The 17312-nt window shown below is 49.1% G+C and carries 14 protein-coding genes and 1 riboswitch; of the genes, 3 read left to right on the top strand and 11 right to left on the bottom strand.

The window, feature by feature from the left end:
• Positions 1 to 100 precede the first annotated feature (100 nt).
• The 9 genes from K0H60_RS09870 to K0H60_RS09830 form a co-directional block, all read right to left on the bottom strand.
• Positions 101 to 2323, bottom strand: a complete 2223-nt coding sequence (locus K0H60_RS09870; protein WP_220058037.1) for a putative metalloprotease CJM1_0395 family protein — start codon at positions 2321 to 2323, stop codon at positions 101 to 103.
• A gap of 2 nt (positions 2324 to 2325) precedes the next feature.
• Entirely contained in the window at positions 2326 to 2589 is a 264-nt protein-coding gene (locus K0H60_RS09865) for a chemotaxis protein (RefSeq protein WP_220058036.1), read from the bottom strand.
• A 112-nt stretch (positions 2590 to 2701) separates the two neighbouring features.
• The gene (gene thiH, locus K0H60_RS09860; RefSeq protein ID WP_220058035.1) at positions 2702 to 3817 is read right to left on the bottom strand and encodes a 2-iminoacetate synthase ThiH; all 1116 of its coding nucleotides are present in this window, start codon (positions 3815 to 3817) and stop codon (positions 2702 to 2704) included.
• On the bottom strand, positions 3814 to 4578 hold the full coding sequence (locus tag K0H60_RS09855) for a thiazole synthase (protein ID WP_220058034.1): 765 nt from the start codon (positions 4576 to 4578) through the stop codon (positions 3814 to 3816). Before K0H60_RS09855 ends, thiH begins: the two co-directional genes overlap by 4 nt.
• Position 4579: 1 nt before the next feature.
• Positions 4580 to 4783, bottom strand: coding sequence for a sulfur carrier protein ThiS (thiS, locus tag K0H60_RS09850; protein ID WP_220058033.1), 204 nt, complete (start codon positions 4781 to 4783; stop codon positions 4580 to 4582).
• Positions 4780 to 5718, bottom strand: a complete 939-nt coding sequence (locus K0H60_RS09845) for a HesA/MoeB/ThiF family protein (protein WP_220058032.1) — start codon at positions 5716 to 5718, stop codon at positions 4780 to 4782. Before K0H60_RS09845 ends, thiS begins: the two co-directional genes overlap by 4 nt.
• Positions 5715 to 7412, bottom strand: a complete 1698-nt coding sequence (thiE, locus tag K0H60_RS09840) for a thiamine phosphate synthase (protein WP_220058031.1) — start codon at positions 7410 to 7412, stop codon at positions 5715 to 5717. The genes K0H60_RS09845 and thiE overlap by 4 nt, the downstream gene beginning before the upstream one ends.
• A 2-nt stretch (positions 7413 to 7414) precedes the next feature.
• Positions 7415 to 9586, bottom strand: coding sequence for a phosphomethylpyrimidine synthase ThiC (gene thiC / locus K0H60_RS09835; RefSeq protein ID WP_220058030.1), 2172 nt, complete (start codon positions 9584 to 9586; stop codon positions 7415 to 7417).
• Positions 9587 to 9744: 158 nt separating this feature from the next.
• Positions 9745 to 9843, bottom strand: a riboswitch (TPP riboswitch).
• A gap of 175 nt (positions 9844 to 10018) precedes the next feature.
• Complete coding sequence (locus tag K0H60_RS09830; RefSeq protein WP_220058029.1) at positions 10019 to 11221, bottom strand: hypothetical protein; 1203 nt, start codon at positions 11219 to 11221, stop codon at positions 10019 to 10021.
• 276 nt (positions 11222 to 11497) lie between these two features.
• On the opposite strand from K0H60_RS09830, the gene trhA reads away from it, so the two are divergent.
• On the top strand, positions 11498 to 12181 hold the full coding sequence (gene trhA / locus K0H60_RS09825; protein ID WP_220058028.1) for a PAQR family membrane homeostasis protein TrhA: 684 nt from the start codon (positions 11498 to 11500) through the stop codon (positions 12179 to 12181).
• 106 nt (positions 12182 to 12287) lie between these two features.
• On the opposite strand, the gene K0H60_RS09820 is transcribed toward trhA, so the two are convergent.
• Together K0H60_RS09820 and K0H60_RS09815 are read right to left on the bottom strand one after the other, a co-directional pair.
• Positions 12288 to 12818 carry an NUDIX hydrolase gene (locus tag K0H60_RS09820; RefSeq protein ID WP_023267005.1) on the bottom strand — a complete coding sequence of 177 codons (531 nt, stop codon included), beginning with the start codon at positions 12816 to 12818 and terminating at the stop codon, positions 12288 to 12290.
• Positions 12819 to 12932: 114 nt separating this feature from the next.
• Positions 12933 to 13754 carry a tRNA (adenine(22)-N(1))-methyltransferase gene (locus tag K0H60_RS09815; protein WP_220058027.1) on the bottom strand — a complete coding sequence of 274 codons (822 nt, stop codon included), beginning with the start codon at positions 13752 to 13754 and terminating at the stop codon, positions 12933 to 12935.
• 264 nt (positions 13755 to 14018) lie between these two features.
• On the opposite strand from K0H60_RS09815, the gene K0H60_RS09810 reads away from it, so the two are divergent.
• Positions 14019 to 16130: a glycoside hydrolase family 97 protein gene (locus K0H60_RS09810; protein ID WP_220058026.1), complete on the top strand. Its 2112-nt coding sequence runs from the start codon at positions 14019 to 14021 to the stop codon at positions 16128 to 16130.
• Between the two features lie 266 nt (positions 16131 to 16396).
• A complete protein-coding gene (locus K0H60_RS09805) occupies positions 16397 to 17281 on the top strand; it encodes a helix-turn-helix domain-containing protein (RefSeq protein ID WP_220058025.1) in 885 nt (294 codons plus the stop codon).
• Positions 17282 to 17312: the final 31 nt, after the last annotated feature.

The following is a 17312-nucleotide window of genomic DNA, read 5'->3' as shown; positions in this document are numbered from 1 at the left end:
TAATAGCGACTGAACTTGCCAAACAAAGCAGGCTTAAGTGATCAGTCTTTATGGCCAAACGCTAGATAGTTAGATTTGAAGACATATCGAGAATAAGAGGCTAGACATTCACATCTAAGAAGCGCGGACGGTGCAATGCTAAGGTCTGAGGGTTGAACAAGCCGCGTGTATTTTGGCGGCTTGAAGACTCGAGCGCTAATTCATTGGAAATAACACTATTCCCCTCATTGCTAGGCGAATGAGTGGTTAGTGCCGAATCATCTATCCGCTCGAGTGAAACATCATCCGAACCTGATTGATTAAGTTCAGCGTTTCCCTTACTCGCCAGCGTTGCCACGGCGACCGAGCCATAGAAGCGCACCGCATTACTGCCGTTTGTTGTGTAACTCAAGCCGCTCTTATTGTCACGAGGCGACGCCAACCGCTGCATAGCAACCTCTGGCGCTTCATCCTTATTTGGTACGGCACCAATCGCTAAGGTCGCCGTTGGCGGCTCAATGGTCTCTGTCGTATCAACTTCAGCGTTACTTGCAGTATCTGAGGTATTGCTTGATGCCACCTGAGCCGCAATGGCTTGCTTAATCTTATCAATCACTTCTGTCACAGGTGCCGATGGTTCATCTTGGGGCGCAGTGATATTGCCATTAGCATCAATCTTGCCCGTGACTTGAATTTGCCGCTCCTTAAGCGGTGGTAAACCTTCAATCTGTGCCTCGGCGCCAATCAGCGTTTCTGTTGTCGGTTGATCAACAATCTGCTGCTGACGTTCCTCAGCAAGTTTAGTCTTGGCCTCATTCATTTTCTGTAACGCTTCTGCGGCAACACGAATATCCGCCGAAGAGGGATCAACAGGTGCCATCGCCGCGGCATAGACTTGCTTCATCTTATTGATGGTCGCCAGTGGATCGCCAGGCACTATCGACACATCGATTTGCACCTCACCGTCAGTCGCATAACGCTGACCATCAGCCCCTTTTTCATACTTGAAACTGGGGCTTTGAGCATATTGACCGCCCACACTGGCATGGGCATGCTCATGGGCTTTGACTTCTGTGTCCCTTGATTTTAATGCTTCCACTTGGGCTTTTTGTTGCTCAATTGCCTTTTCTTGCGCTTGTTTAACTTGCTCTTTCGCTAAATCTTGCTGACGAGTTTGCTCGTCCTGAGCCTGCTGCGCTTGTTTAGTTTGGTCGGCTTTGGCAAAAACCTCGGCTAACGCTTGCTGCTTTTGTTCCTGCTCTTGTATCGCCTGTGTCCTTGCCTGCTTGGCTTGTTCATCTCGCGCATCTTGAGCCTGAATTTGTTCCGTTTGAGTCTGCTGCTGTTGCGTTTGAGCATTTGGGGTTATTCCAGCACCGACTTGGCCACTTTCACCCGAGGGTTCACTAAAAATACGGCTTAACTGCTCACTCAAACCGCTGGATTGTTTGCTATCAGGAATCGCATTTGAATTGGCAAAAGCTGAAGCGCTGGAATGTGATGCTTTGCCTGCCGCATCTGCTTCTGCAAATTCAGTCGCAAAGGGAGAAACCACTGCACTTGAGGCATTTGGCAATATGCCATTTGACTCTGTTGGGCCAATATTCGCACCGACTGGCGTTGATGTGGAGAAAATATTGGCTACCCCCAGGCTCGCCGAGCCAACACTGCTACTGGTAGTGGCAATGGTGGCCGCAAGGCTTGGGGCTGGAGGAGAAAAAGGCGTAACAGCACCACTTGTGGCGCTAAAACCAACATCCGATGCACTTAAGGTTGATACTGATGGCTGAGTGGATATGGCAGCAATTTGGCCCTCCCTCATTCCGCCAATGGAGCGGGGGCCGGTAAGTAAGCTGAAACTACTATTACTTGATGCTAGTAGGCTTGTATCTAACGGCGCCGAATGTGGCTGATTGGATTGTAGTGCTTGTGAAAGCGGCTTATTCGAATGTAACTGTTTTGAATTCAGCTGTGCCGCGGCGTTTTCACCGAGTGAGGTGAAAGCCTTCTGAACGGAGACTGAATCAACATTAGATGAAACATGAGGACTAGCAGGTTTGATATCAGTCAATAACGTGGGCGGTGTCGTACTCATGGGCACAGCTTGGCCCATCGCAGCCCCGAGACTGCTTAATGATGGCGCAAGTGCCCCACTCGCTTCGAATTTTGCTGGATTCAGGTTAACGGTTGAAGCGGAGAGCGTTGCGACCGCCTGACCATTTCCCCCTTGATACGTCTGCCCGCCTTGAGGTTTTCCCCCTTTTGACGATTCAATAGACTTATCTGCACCTAAAAACGAAGTGGATGGCGCGCCAATTTGTGATGACAGCGCCATAACCGACATAACTATACCTTGATGTTGATTATCGAACCTATTGCTTCAGATTCACGTTCAAGCACCTCAGTCGATGCCTCACCTTGTCGCAATGATTTGTTCGCCGACAGTAATGCAGAGGTTTTATCGGGCTCATCTACCGCTTTAGCGGTTTCTGTGGGCGCAGTACTTTGCGAAGGGCTAGGTTTAGCCACATCAATCGTTGCTTGCGTTAACCCTGATTGGGCCGTTTGCAAGCCTTGCAGACCGGAAGCATAAGCAGATTGGATTTGCATAGGAGTTTTCCTGCATCTGGTGATAACTGGGTTAATTATTAATCAAACCTCAGGCAAAGTACAGGTTTATCCCCCTCCATAAAGGCATTTTAAAATCACTTTAAGCCCACGATTAACACGCAATCCAAGCCGATTCCCAATCCTTAAAAACCGGGTTAAATCCCTTGAGTCGCATCTGAGTCATGACCTGCTCAACAGTACGTTCATCGCTTATCTCAAATTGATCTAATTGGCTCTCTGGCGCCTGATAACCGCCTGGTTGCGTGGAACTCCCCGCACTTATCTGCGTAATCCCTAACGGCAGTAAGTTATCCCGAAGTGATGGTGCTTCGCGTGTCGATAAACTGATATCAAGTTGCTGATTAAACAGCCTGAAGGCACAGATCATCTGCACCAGTCCAAGATCGGTTAAATGCACTTTTGGTGCGATGCCGCCAGTACAAGGCCGCAAACGTGGTAAAGAAATACTGAAACGACTACGCCAGTAATGCCGTTCTAAATAGTCCAGATGATGGCCCATCAGTAAAGCATCAAGCCGCCAGTCATCTAAACCCAGTAGCACACCTAGGCCTATCTTATCGACACCCGCGCTGGCAACGCGATCGGGCGTTTCGAGTCGATATGCAAAGTCCTGTTTATTGCCTCGGGTGTGATGCTTGGCATAGGTCGCCGCTTGATAGGTTTCTTGATACACCATCACAGCATCCAGCCCTAGCTCGACAAGCTGACGATAATCAACCTCTTCAAGCGGCTGTACCTCCATGGCTAAATAACTAAACTGCTGTTTTACAATGGGTAAAACATGCTTAAAGTAATCCATCCCCACTTTGGTTTCATGCTCACCCGACACCAGCAAGATGGAGTCGAAGCCACGGGATTTGATAATCGCCATTTCGGCCGCAAGTTCCTGCTCATTGAGCACTTTGCGCTTTAGTTTATTGCTCATGCTAAAGCCGCAATAGTCGCACTCGTTGGCACACAGGTTCGACAGGTATAAGGGCAGATAGAGTCCGATATTGGCCCCAAAGCGTTGCCGAGTGAGCGCCACCGAGCGCTGAGCCATCTCTTCGATATAGGGCTCGGCCGCTGGAGACAACAAGGCGAGTAGACTCTGTAGATTACCCTCGGGTTGCATCAGAGCGCGCTCAACCTCTACTGCCGTGCAGGAATATAACGCCAGCAATAACTTATCCCGTTCAATACGGGCAAATTGGTCGACAAAACTCATTGCTGCAAGAATCCCGTTAGTGGACTGGTATGCACAGCCTGGGTTTGAACTCGGCCAAGCCCCGCTTCAAAGGCGCGGCGCCCACAATCCACCGCATCCTTAAAGCACTGCGCCATTTCAATGGGATAAGTACTGCTCGCGATGGCGGTATTAACCAGCACGGCATCGGCTCCTAGCTCCATCGCGTGGGCCGCATGGGAGGGCGCGCCAATTCCCGCATCAATCACCACGGGCACTTTTGCCTGCTCAATAATCATCTTGATAAAAGGCTCAGTCACCAGCCCCTGATTGGTGCCAATTGGGCTTGCCAGTGGCATCACGGCCGCGCAGCCAACCTCTTCTAAACGTCGGCACAGCACAGGATCGGCATGTACGTAGGGCATCACGATAAACCCGCGTTCACAGAGGATTTTGGCCGCGGCTAATGTTTCGACCGCATCGGGCATTAGGTATTTGGGATCGGGATGAATTTCAAGTTTAACCCATTGTGTTCCCAGCATTTCCCGCGCTAATTCCGCGGCGAATATCGCTTCTTTAGCATTACGCGCGCCCGAGGTATTAGGTAAGAGTCGCACGCCCGCTTGCCTTAGTGGCGTAAGCAAATCATCGGCCCCCGTCTTTAAATCAATTCTTTTCATCGCAACCGTAACCAACTGCGATTTAGACACCTTAATTGACTCCAGCATCAGCTGACTTGAGCTGAACTTACCCGTACCCGTAAATAATCGTGATTCAAATTCCACGCCCGCAATCGTTAACATCTTAACCTCCCGCGACAACGGCAAATACATCAATTTTATCCTCGTGGTGGCAGAGGATAGATGACCATCTGTGTTTTGGTACAACAGCCTCGTTAAGCACTAAGGCAACCGAGTGTTGGCAAATATTTTGTGCTTCTAACAGGGCTTGTAAACTCAGCGATTGTTGAAGTGTCTGGGGCACATTATTGAGATGAATTAAAATCATAACAAACCTCGGTTAGGGACAGATTTGAATGAAGCGGCTGTAGTTGATTGCATTAATGCACTTGGCTTTAATCCGCACACCTCGCACTCGGGATCACGGGTTAAGGCAGCCGAATGCCATTGGAGTGACTTGGCATTGAAACGCCAAAATCGGCCAAGTAACGCTCTAGTGGAGGCTATTGGTTGGCTTGTCTCTTCGAAAGATTGATTACCCGTTTGTTGTGTTGTAGAAGTTGGCGGCGTGGCTAGGAGCAACAATTGCATCGCAAGCAGCGCCTGCATCGATGCCATCACGCCCACACTGGGGCCGAGCACTCCTTGGCTGCTACAGTTTTGTGGCGCGCGAGTATTCGAGGGGAAAATACAGTGATAACAGCCGCCCGTAGGGAAACGCTGCTTATCAACGGCAAACAGTTGGCCGTTGAAAGCGGCAATCGAGGCGCTCACCAGAGGCAAGGCATGCTCAACACACAGCCGATTGATACAATGGCGCGCCGCAAGATTATCCGTACAATCAAGTACTAACCTAGTCCCTACGCCATGGGCTAACAGATTCGAAAATACCGCGTTCGCAGACTCAAGAGTCAAATGCTCAGCAACGGCATCAATCTCACAACCTTGCGCCAACACGGCCAATTTCTGTTTAGCAATGAGGGTTTTGTGATGACCAATATCGTCGTCACTAAAGAGTAATTGACGCGGTAGATTGGACAATTCCACCCTATCGCCGTCGACAAGCGTTAAGCGCCCAACACCAGCGCAGGCTAAATACTGCGCCGCCAGTTGTCCAAGGCCGCCTAGGCCTACGATAAGCACATGAGCCTGTTTCAGCTGCAACTGGCCAGCCTCGCCGACCTCGGGTAAAAATATTTGCCGCGAATAACGAATAAAGTCTTTATCGGCAAGGGATTGCGCCTGCGTTTGTGTCGTGCTCATAGGCTTGACTCCCAGACTTGCGTCAATTCTGCAAGGGCCATTATTGGATCTTTTGCCTCGGTAATCGCCCGAACCACGGCAATATTGCTCACCCCAGTCGCTTTGACTTGCGAAAGATTCGAAGGTCCTATGCCGCCAATTGCGACTAAGGGATAGTGTGCATTTAACAGCTCAACATAATGAGTGAGTTTGAATAAACCCTGCGGCGCCGATGGCATTTGCTTGGTGGTCGTTGGGAAAATATGCCCAAGGGCAATGTAAGATGGCGCATATTGATGGGCACGCAGCAACTCGAAATAACCGTGGCTCGAGATGCCAAAAGCTAATCCTGCTGCGTGAATGGCGTTAAGATCCGTCACCGCTAGATCTTCTTGGCCAAGATGGACCCCAAATGCGCCATGCTTTATCGCTAATTGCCAATGATCATTGATAAAAAGCTGCGCACCATAATGCTTACCTAAGGCAATCGCGGTTTGGATTTGTGCCTCGAGTTCGTCCGACGTTAGCGCATTAAACTTTAGCGCATTAGACTTTATCCTGAGCTGTACCGTCTTCACGCCCGCCGCCAATAACTGCTCGAGTAACAGTAAGTTATCGACAACGGGATAAATCCCTAAGTCAGGATCAAGGCGCTTAAACGCGCCGCATTGCACATCACTGGATTCACTCAAGCTATTATTAGGATAAGCAGTGACGTGAGGATACGCCGTTAAATTGTGCGGCCAAGCGGTACGCGCGAGTGGCCCAGGACCTTTGCCAATCCCCTCTGCATAAGTTAAGCCTTGATTAACATAGGCTTTTGCTACCACAATGGCATCCTGCAATACAAAGCCAAAGGCTAACACCGAGGCGATGGCTGAAGACAGAGTACAACCACTGCCGTGGTTATGGCGCGTATTTATCCGCGCGCTGCTGAGCCAAAAACCGCCATTCGCGTCGAGCGGTGAGCAGCCCGTAACCTGATGACAAATCAGCAGATCTTCCGCCATACGCTGATTATCTTTGGCACTGCGATGATTTGTGATATCGCTTTGTTGATCGCTTAAGCTATCCCTTGTATTAATGACTACACTTGCCTGAGCCGCAAAATCAATATCGCCACCCTTGGCTAATACGCTGCAGTCTAATTGTTCAGAGAGTTGCATTGCCGCAGCGGCGAATTCTGCTTTTGTGTGTAATGGTGACGCTTGTATGTCTTTGGCTACAGTAAGCCTTGCCAACTCCTGCACATTCGGCGTTATCAGACTAATCAAGCCCCTAAAGGGAGTAAAATCCAGAGGCTGGTTCACCGTACTTTTATCCCCGAGTTCATCCCCACAGCTTGCAACCATCACAGGGTCGAGAATAACAGGGACGAGTGGAAACTGGGTTTTAAAACCAGCCAACCAATCGGCAACTAAATGCAGTTGCTGCTGATTCGCGAGTAAGCCAATTTTAATCGCCTGAGGCGGTAAATCGGCTAACAGGGTCGCGAGCTGTGTGAGTAGCATTGCTTCACTCACTGGCTCAACTAAGTCCACCGCCACCGAACTTTGGGCCGTTAACGTGGTGATCACGCTGCATCCATGGCCGCCCAAATCCTTGATGGTGGCTAAGTCGGCTTGGATCCCCGCGCCGCCACCGCTGTCCGAACCCGCAATGGTCCAGACGATAGGTTTAGGCGCTAAGTGGCTATCATGTTTAGCAGGGGTCATTATCAAACCTCCGCAACCTGTACTGAGGGTTGGAGCTCTGTCCCATCCTGATGCTTGGTCGATTCATTGGCAGTATTAGCTGTATTGGCTGCATTAGCATCGCCTAGCGGCAGATACAGTTTGGCACCCGAGGCCGCAAACTCGGCCGACTTTTGCGCCATGGCCGCAGCTAATTCATCTTGGGTTTTGACTGTGATCTGCTGGATAGTTTCTTTGCTAGCTTGCCCTTGTGGAGCAGAGTTAATCAATGCAAGCCCTTCAGTCGTTTCATGATTCTGGCTTGACGAAGCCGCAGCTGACGCTCCCGCCGCTAAACTTGCCGCATAGTCACGTACATCTTGGGTGATCTTCATCGAACAGAATTTGGGGCCACACATAGAGCAAAAATGCGCAACCTTGGCCGACTCCTGTGGCAGGGATTCATCGTGGTAGGCACGTGCAGTATCAGGGTCGAGCCCCAAGTTGTATTGGTCTTCCCAACGGAATTCGAAACGCGCCTTAGATAACGCATTGTCGCGGATCTGCGCGCCCGGGTGACCTTTAGCAATATCGGCCGCATGGGCGGCAATCTTGTAGGCAATCAGCCCTTGCTTGACGTCCTGCTTATTGGGTAAACCTAAGTGTTCTTTTGGCGTCACATAGCAAAGCATGGCGCAGCCATACCATGCGATCATCGCCGCGCCGATCCCAGAGGTGAAATGATCGTAACCGGGTGCAATATCGGTAATTTGTGGACCTAAAGTATAGAACGGCGCTTCGGCGCAGTGGATAAGCTGCTTATCCATATTCTCCTTGATAAGCTGCATCGGGATATGCCCAGGCCCTTCGATAATGGTCTGCACATCGTATTCCCAGGCAATTTTGACTAGCTCGCCTAAGGTCTCCAGCTCGGCAAACTGCGCCTCATCATTGGCATCGGCAATGGAGCCTGGACGCATACCATCGCCTAATGACAGCGACACATCGTAGGCCACGCACAGCTCGCAAATCTCACGGAAATGGGTATAGAGGAAGTTTTCTTGATGGTGGCTCAAGCACCATTTGGCCATAATCGAGCCGCCGCGGGACACAATCCCAGTAACCCGTTTGGCAGTCATGGGCACATAGCGCAATAACACGCCCGCGTGGATGGTAAAGTAATCGACGCCCTGCTCCGCTTGCTCAATCAAGGTATCGCGAAACACTTCCCAGGTCAGGTGCTCAGCCACACCGTTTACTTTTTCCAAAGCTTGATAAATCGGCACTGTGCCAATCGGCACTGGCGAGTTTCGGATGATCCATTCGCGGGTTTCATGGATATACCGCCCTGTAGACAAGTCCATCACAGTGTCCGCCCCCCAACGGGTTGACCAGACTAACTTTTCGACTTCCTCCTCGATGGAGGACGTAACCGCCGAGTTACCGATATTGGCATTCACTTTCACCAAAAAGTTACGGCCAATAATCATAGGTTCAGCTTCTGGGTGATTGATATTTAACGGAATAATGGCGCGGCCACGGGCAATTTCGTCGCGGACAAATTCAGGGGTAATCGATTTACCGATCACGGCGCCAAAGGATTCACCTTGGCCGCGGCGGTTTAAGATTTCATCCTGCACCTCGGCGAGCGCCATATTTTCCCGAATAGCCACATACTCCATTTCGGGGGTAATGATCCCTTGGCGGGCATAGTGTAATTGGCTCACGCGCTTACCCGGTAAGGCACGGCGAGGGCGAACAATCGCACTTGAGCCAACCTCGAAGCGCAGATGGTCAAACCCATCATCCTTCAGGCGCTGCTGGGTAAAATCTGAGGTCGCACAATCGAGCACTTCGGTATCTTGGCGCTCGATAATCCAAGGTAATCTGAGTTTGGCTAGTCCTTGGCGCACGTTAATTTGCGCAGCCGGATCGGAATAAGGACCCGCGCAGTCGTACACCGGAATGGGAGGATTTTTCTCGACTATGGGCGCAGTTGTAGTGCCGCCAATCCGCGTATCGGTTTGCAGAATTTGCCGCATCCCTACACGGAGATCCTCACGGCTTCCCTGCAAATACAGCTTTTGCGAATTAGGATGTTGTAATGGTTTAAGGGTATCGATAAAGGCTTGGGCCTGGGCGCGCGCCGCACGGCGGCTCGTTTGCCCTTGGGTGTTCACGGCAATCGATTCTGAGGACGATTCTAAACTGGACATAAGCAATCTCACTTTAACAAATAAAAATGGGGTTGCTTGTCTGGAGACTTGAGTGTTGAAGCTGAGCCTTGCAAACCCTAAGCGGATTTACGGACTCAATAACGACTAAATCGATGGGTTAATACAGGGCAAAAGGTGGCCGCTGAGACGATTTAATGGATGTTATTATGCTTGTTTCCTTCGCAGGTTTTAACCTGATCAGGTTCAACGGATCCCGAATAAACGGTCTCAGCCAAGAGGCACTCCGACAAGATGGGCAAAAGTATAGGCAGAAGCGCAGTGAACAAACAAGCGTAATTTCAGAATAAAAATTAAATTATCAATCAAAAACAAAGAATACATAACACACTGTATTTAAACGTTTTTAATTTAAATATGTTTTATAACTCATGGATAAAACTATTTTCAGTGAAAATTTATCATCACTATTTTTTAACCTTTTGGCCGCTTTACCATCATTTTATCCAGTTGCGCCTTAATAGCATCGTCAATTTCTTGATTCATTTTCTTGCCACTGCAATTGAAGGGAAACCCTAAATTCTCAGCATAGGGATTAATTTGGGTACCGACTTTAACGACCCGATAGCAGGTATCCCCTTTACGGACAATTCGATTAGGATCCAGTTCTAAATCTAAACTGGTGGGGCCGCTAAAATCATCGGCATTGGGCACAATCAACACCTCCATCTCGGAGCTCATTTCAGATAAATTTGACCGTTTAGTGTAATGATTTGCCTGCTCTAACACTAAATCATCTAAGGCTTGCTCACGCTGACGTTCAAAATAACGCTGGGTAAATAACCCCACACTGCCAGCTGCACCGCTGCTTTGCTCACCAGTATCTGACTGCTGAGTACTTACCGCTTGGGCCGAGCTTGATTGGACTTCTGCCTTTTGAGGATTAACAGCCTCTTTTGCACTCTGCTGGGTTTGCTCCTGTGTTGAAGTCTTTGAAACTGCTCTATTTGACCCTTGTGCACTGACTTCAGGAGGTTTTGCAATCTGTTCTATCGGTTTAGGTGTCGGCTTTACCGTGGGTTTTGACGGCATTTTTGCGGCTGGTTCAACATCCACTGTCAGCTGCGTAGTGTTAGGCGGCGAAGTTATCGGCTCACTAGAAACGGTAGGTTCTTCAACGGAGGAATCTTGAGGCGGATCCGCTGGAGCGGTTTGCGTTGGCGGCGCATAAATAAAGTATGCCTTTAACGCCTTGGTTGTAGTCCGTGCGTTGGAAGATGATTCGGTAAACGACAGCCCTAAGTGTTCCGACTGGGTTCGCCATAGGAAAATCAATAACAACAGCAGTAAGCCATGGCCAAAGATTACCCAAAACAATGGCTTAAGATTGAAATACTGCGACCACTCTCGCCAGCTAAGATTTGAAGATGTTTGAAATGTGCTATCGATATCTTTTTGGTTAGCCTCATGCAAATTAAGGCTTATACCGCTCCCCAAAGGCTCTGCATGAGCGCTAAAAGGCTTAGCGTTCAAATCTGTAGCGCCTTGGGCTGTAGCGCTGAAAGACGTTGCACAAAAAGGCATAGCGGAAAATGCTACAGTCTCATCGTTTGTCACGCGGCCGTACGCATCAAAACTAAGATCATCTTCTGGGGTTATATTCGAGCGAACAGGCAAAATCCATCCCTTAGTACTTTATGGACAAAGTACTTAACAAATCCATGACATCTACGGGGGATTAGAGAAAGCGTATCGCACAAAGTTCCAAGGCATTGACATTAATCAGTCGTAAACAGCCACCATAATGTTGTACAACTAGATAAGAGCTCGCCTAAGTCTCAGTTGATGATGTTACCCTTAAAATAAATTAGCTTACACGTGTAAGCTAATTATGGCTTTCCAATTTATCAACTGATAGACTCAGTCATTATCGCCATCGAGTGGATCAACAGCATGCCAAGCCAGAGTTTGATAGAGCCGCAAATGAGTCATGAAAAATCATTGAATATCAGTGGCTATAGCCTTAGTGAGGAGATAGCCAATAGCATCAGCCATGGCCTAGGGGTGATCGCAGGCGTGGTCGGCTTAGTCTTTATGATCCTCAAGGGCGCCGACCACCTCACCAGTATTCAGCTCACAGGTGTTATTATTTATGGTGCAAGCCTTATCCTGTTGTTTTTAAGTTCTACCCTGTATCACAGCGTGACGCATGTAGGCTGGAAACATAAACTTAAGATTGCCGATCACTGTGCCATCTACTGCTTAATTGCAGGCACCTATACCCCACTGATGTTAATCAGCCTGCAAGGACAACTTTCGACCATTATCCTGACGGCGATTTGGTCCTTGGCTATTGGTGGGATTTTATTTAAGACTTTGTTTATTCATCGCTTTAAAAAAATGAGCCTAGTGCTCTATTTAGTGATGGGTTGGCTGTGTGTGACTGTAATGGGCGATTTGACGGCGGCGATGTCACCGCTAGGATTTAAGCTTCTACTATTGGGCGGGTTGTTTTACACCTTAGGGGTGGTCTTCTATGTTGGTAAACGCATCCCATACAATCACGCGATTTGGCATTTATTTGTATTGGCGGGCGCGATGAGCCATTTCTTTTGTATTTATTTAACCGTGATCTAGACGCTAGGCTACTCGCACAACAGATCCTCATAAGCCATCCTCAGGATGGCTTTTTTATGGCGGCGCTTTAAACCACTGTGCAATAACGCCATCAAGCAGACTTTATCTACAGCAACTCTTCTACGATTCGTTTGAGCAGAAAGGTTTCCCTGTCAATGGATTGCCCTTTATTTGCAAACGTTCGCTGAATTTCTTCATTATGGGCAATCGCTTGGTGGATATTGATCCACTCGGGGCGCATGCCATTTTTAATCTCATGGGCTTCAAGTCTTGGCTCACCTAAGCCGCGCTCGCCAAGGCTCATATCGATTTCGCACAGGTAACAGTAAGAGTCCATGTGTACAACATTTGCGCCCTCACGAAACCAGGAACGATATTCCTCATAACGACCAAAGGGCGCTAACACTTTGGCGGCAATGGCGCCGGTTTCTTCCTGCAACTCGCGGATAAGTCCAACTTCAAGGCTCTCGCCCTTATCTACCCCACCACCAGGCAAACCGTAATCGCGATATTTTTGGGTATAGAGCAGCAAAATATCTTCCCCCGATAGCACTATGGCACGGGCGGCTTGGCGATAAAAAATCTTCGCCTGTTTAAGATTGAGATTGGCAGCTTGGGTGGACTTCAATAAACGCATAATAAAACTCAAGATTAACGGCCTAATAGCATAAACCAACTCGATGGATTTACAGAGTAAAACCGTTTCAACGCCAAGGCTAAGCGCTCAATGACTACATGTTGACCTATGAGGTTAACAATTCAGTTGCTGCAAAATGTGCTGATAGGCCGCCACAATTTGCGACTTGTTTGGTATGCGATGCGCAGGAATACGCTGATAATGGCCTATGGTTTGGTCAAGATACCGCTTGGCTTGGTTGGTTTTATCCGCATTTAGCCCTTGCCACATGATTGAGCCCGTCGCACTTAAGGGCACAGCTTGATTTGTTTTTGAGCTGGTATTCGTCTTTGAGCTAGCATTCTGAGTTAAATGCAGTATTTCGTAGAAACGTTGGTTTTCTTCGAGTAAATATTCATCTTTAAGGGATAAGCCCAATTCCGCCAACGCGCTGCGCACATGGTAATTATGATGCACGGGACACAAAATAAATTCGAGCTGGCAGGCGCCTTGACTAAGGTCATGATTGCCCGAATCAGTTCCACTCTGAGCAACATGTTGAGTTTGCTGGTTTATAACAATACTGCGCACCAATTCAACCAACAACTCACCGCCCACACCCGCAATAATCACTAAGTGCTTGGCTTGTTTGCCGTATTGCACCAGTGGCAAGGCCGCCACGTCGAGGCAATGCACTTGCCATTCACTCTGGGTATTGGCCTGTTGCTCAGCGTTTTGAGTGTTTGAGATAGGCTGCTGGGGGAAAAACCTTGCTAACTCAAGGCTAAGTTGCTGCATCAAGGGTGCGACACAATCGACAAAATGCACCTTAGGTGCAGCATTTCTTTGCAGTAGTAGCATGCCGAGTAAACCATGATCGCAGCAGCAGTCCCAAATATGATCGTATCCAGGGCCCACCATTCGATTGATCTGCTGTAATCGCTGACTGATTTTCACCGCTCACTCCCAAACCCGTTTATATCACTGCCCATATCGGCTTAGTGCCTTAAACACCTAAAGCCCCTTAAACACAATAAGAAAGCCAAGAAAGCCGCGCATTCTACCCGAGTCAGCGGTTAAAACCCATCTCTTTACGCCTTACTATCCGACTGCCGCCTAACCGCTCACTATGGTGAATACGTATGCAAACCATTGCGAGCAAAAACCCATCGCCACTAGTATGCATTGACCCATATTCACTATAAAAACAAGGATCAGGGAATGTTCAGCAATCCTCTTACCCACGCGCGCCACATCAACTCGCCAAAACGACATAGCCGCCATTGGGCCGCCAACCTATTTACGCCCAGCTTGCTAGCACTCAGCATTGGCAGCCTGCTCAGCACCAGTGCCACAGCGCAGACCCTCAACCTAAGCTCCCCCGATAAACAAATCGTCTTGAGTCTGAGTGATGATACGGGCCGCCCCGAATACCAAATTCATTTTCATGGCAAATCGATTATCGAACCGAGCCGCTTAGGCTTAGTCTTTGCCTCACTGGGGGAATTAGGCCAGGGTCTACGCATCAAATCGAGTAACAGCGCCAGCGCAGATGAAAAATGGCAGCAACCTTGGGGTGAGCAAGAGTGGATAAAGGATCAACACAATCAACTGAACGTGGTATTAACCGACGGGAAAATCGACTTAAAACTCGAGTTTAAAGCCTTTGACGATGGCATAGGCTTTCGTTATCACTTAGCGGCTCAAAACGCCCTGCCAGCTAATACACAGCTTGCCATTACCGATGAACTCACCGAATTTAATATTGGTCAGAGTGATAAGGCCACCGCCTGGTGGATCCCCTCTCGGGGATGGAACCGCTACGAATATTTGTATCGCACCAGCGCGCTCAATCAGGTCGACAGAGCCCATACTCCTTTTACCTTTAAACTGGTCGATGGCACCCATTTAAGCATTCACGAGGCGGCGTTAGTTGATTTTGCCTCGATGACCCTCGATCAACAGCGTGATGGCAAGCTCAAGGCCGATCTCACCCCTTGGTCAGATGGTATTCGGGTTAAAACCCAAGCGGGCTTTTATACCCCATGGCGCACGATTCAAATCGCCGACAAGGCCACGGGACTGCTTAATTCGCACCTTATCCTCAACCTGAATGAGCCCAATAAACTGGGGGATGTCACTTGGGTTAAACCGGGCAAATATGTCGGTATTTGGTGGGGTATGCACCTCAATGAAAACACTTGGGGCTCGGGCCCAACACACGGCGCAACCACCAGTGAAACTGAGCGCTATATGGATTTCGCCGCCAAGTACCAGTTTGATGGTGTCTTGGTCGAGGGTTGGAACCAAGGTTGGGATGGTGATTGGTTCCATAATGGCGACCAATTCAGTTTTACCAAGGCCTATGATGATTTCGATTTACCCGCCATTACCGCCTACGGCGCGAAAAAAGGCGTGCGCCTAATTGGTCACCATGAGACAGCAGGCTCAGTGACCCATTACCGTAATCAAATGGATGATGCCTTCGCCCTGTATGAAAAACATGGCGTGACCCAAGTCAAAACCGGCTATGTGGCTGACGGAGGACAAATCAAACGCATCGATGAGAACGGTATTACCCGTCACGAATGGCACGATGGTCAGTTTATGGTTGGCGAATATCTGCAAAGCGTGACCGAAGCCGCCAAGCACCATATCAGCATCAACAGCCATGAGCCGATTAAAGATACAGGGCTTCGTCGCACCTATCCGAACTGGCTTGCCCGCGAAGGCGCACGCGGACAGGAATATAATGCCTGGGGCAGTCCTCCAAATAGCCCAGAGCACACCGCCATGCTGCCCTTTACCCGCATGCTGGCAGGCCCTATGGATTTTACCCCGGGGATTTTTGACTTAGCGCCTAAGGGCTTAGATGCCGAAAACCGCGTGCAAACCACCTTGATGAAGCAGCTCGCCCTGTATGTGGTGCTCTATAGCCCAATCCAAATGGCTGCTGACTTACCGCGTAATTATCAAAAACATTTAGATGCTTTCCAGTTCATCCGCGATGTGCCAACAGACTGGTATCAAAGTATCGCACTGGCTGGCGAAGTGGGTGATTATGTGGTGTTTGCCCGCCAAGCCAAGGACCAACAGGATTGGTACTTAGGCGCGCTGACCGATGAAAATGCCCGCGATGTTAAGGTTAAACTGGATTTCCTCGACCCAAACAAACGTTATCAAGCACAGATCTACCGTGATGGCGCAAAAGCCGATTGGAAAACCAACCCATATGATTATGTGATTGAAACCAAAGAGGTTAGCGCCAAAGATAGCCTGGCATTACAGCTAGCCAGCAGTGGCGGCACAGCGATCCGCTTTAAAGCGCTGTAAACTCAAGCGTTAACATGTACGCTTAAAAACCTCGAGCGACAGTCACTCTTGCAACAGTGACTATTGCAACAGCAATCGAAACGATAGTGGCCATTACAATAGTCACCAAGAAGCCCTTCTTGGTGACTATTTTTTATTATTGAGTTGCTTAGTTTTAGTTACAGCGCCTAACAACCGTTGGCGGATTTCATTTGAGCAGTACCACGGCCCTCCACTAGGATGCAAATCATCGAAAGTTAGCTTAAGCTAAACTCCCCCAATGCTTAATGGTGACGACCTTGCGATACACGGCTAATGAACTCGAAATGTGCAGTTTTAAGCGTTTTGAGACCCAATTTGCCCACTTAGGCTTTAATCATTTTCAAGCCATTGCCCCACTGCGCCCTTGGGTTCAGCGCTATTTTCACTTGCGTGTCGCGGCGGATTTACTCGAGCCAATCGACCAAACCTTCTATCCCGATGGCGGCACAAGCCTGCATTTTTATTTGCCATCGCCCGGCATTGGCGACGCGCCTTCGGTGTATTTTTACTCGGGCCAGCAGCGGCATTACCACAGCTTCGCACCGGGTACCGAGCAAATTACGGTGCGTTTTCAGCCCAGTGGCGCCTTCCATTTACTGGGGGTTGAGTTTGCCGCCATGCAGGCCGATACGACAGCAAGCGTTATCGATGTGACCCAGTGGCCCATCGTCGGTTTAACAACGCTCTTATACCAACTCGTTGATACGCCCAAGCCAAGCCAGCGTATCGCCCTCGTGGAACGTTGGCTATTGCAACGAGCGCAGCAATTAGACTTAAGCTTATCGACGCGAATGAGCCTAGTGCCCGCAACCTTGCCTCGACTCATTCAAACCCAAGCCAATTTGGAGACCTTTTACGGGCAACTCCCCATGAGTCGTCGCCAATTTGAACGCAAATTTAAGCAGGAAACGGGTTTATCGCCCGCGCAGTTATTGCAGCTGAATCGAGTAAAAATTGCCCGCAACCTATTGAGTCAATCGCCGTCGCTTAGCCTCGCGCAGGTGGCCTTCGATTGTGGATTTTACGACCAAGCCCATCTACATCAGCATTTTTTACGGGTGATGCAGCAAACACCGGGACAATATAAAAAACGCAAGATGTCGCAAATCTCCAATATCAAGGACGATTAATCCCTTAGATTCAAGCCTCAACTTACAGGAG

This window comes from Shewanella mangrovisoli (genome assembly GCF_019457635.1).
Classification (GTDB): Bacteria; Pseudomonadota; Gammaproteobacteria; order Enterobacterales; family Shewanellaceae; genus Shewanella; species Shewanella mangrovisoli.
Note: the sequence above shows the minus strand (reverse complement) of the source record. Positions and strands in the feature narration are given on the sequence as shown.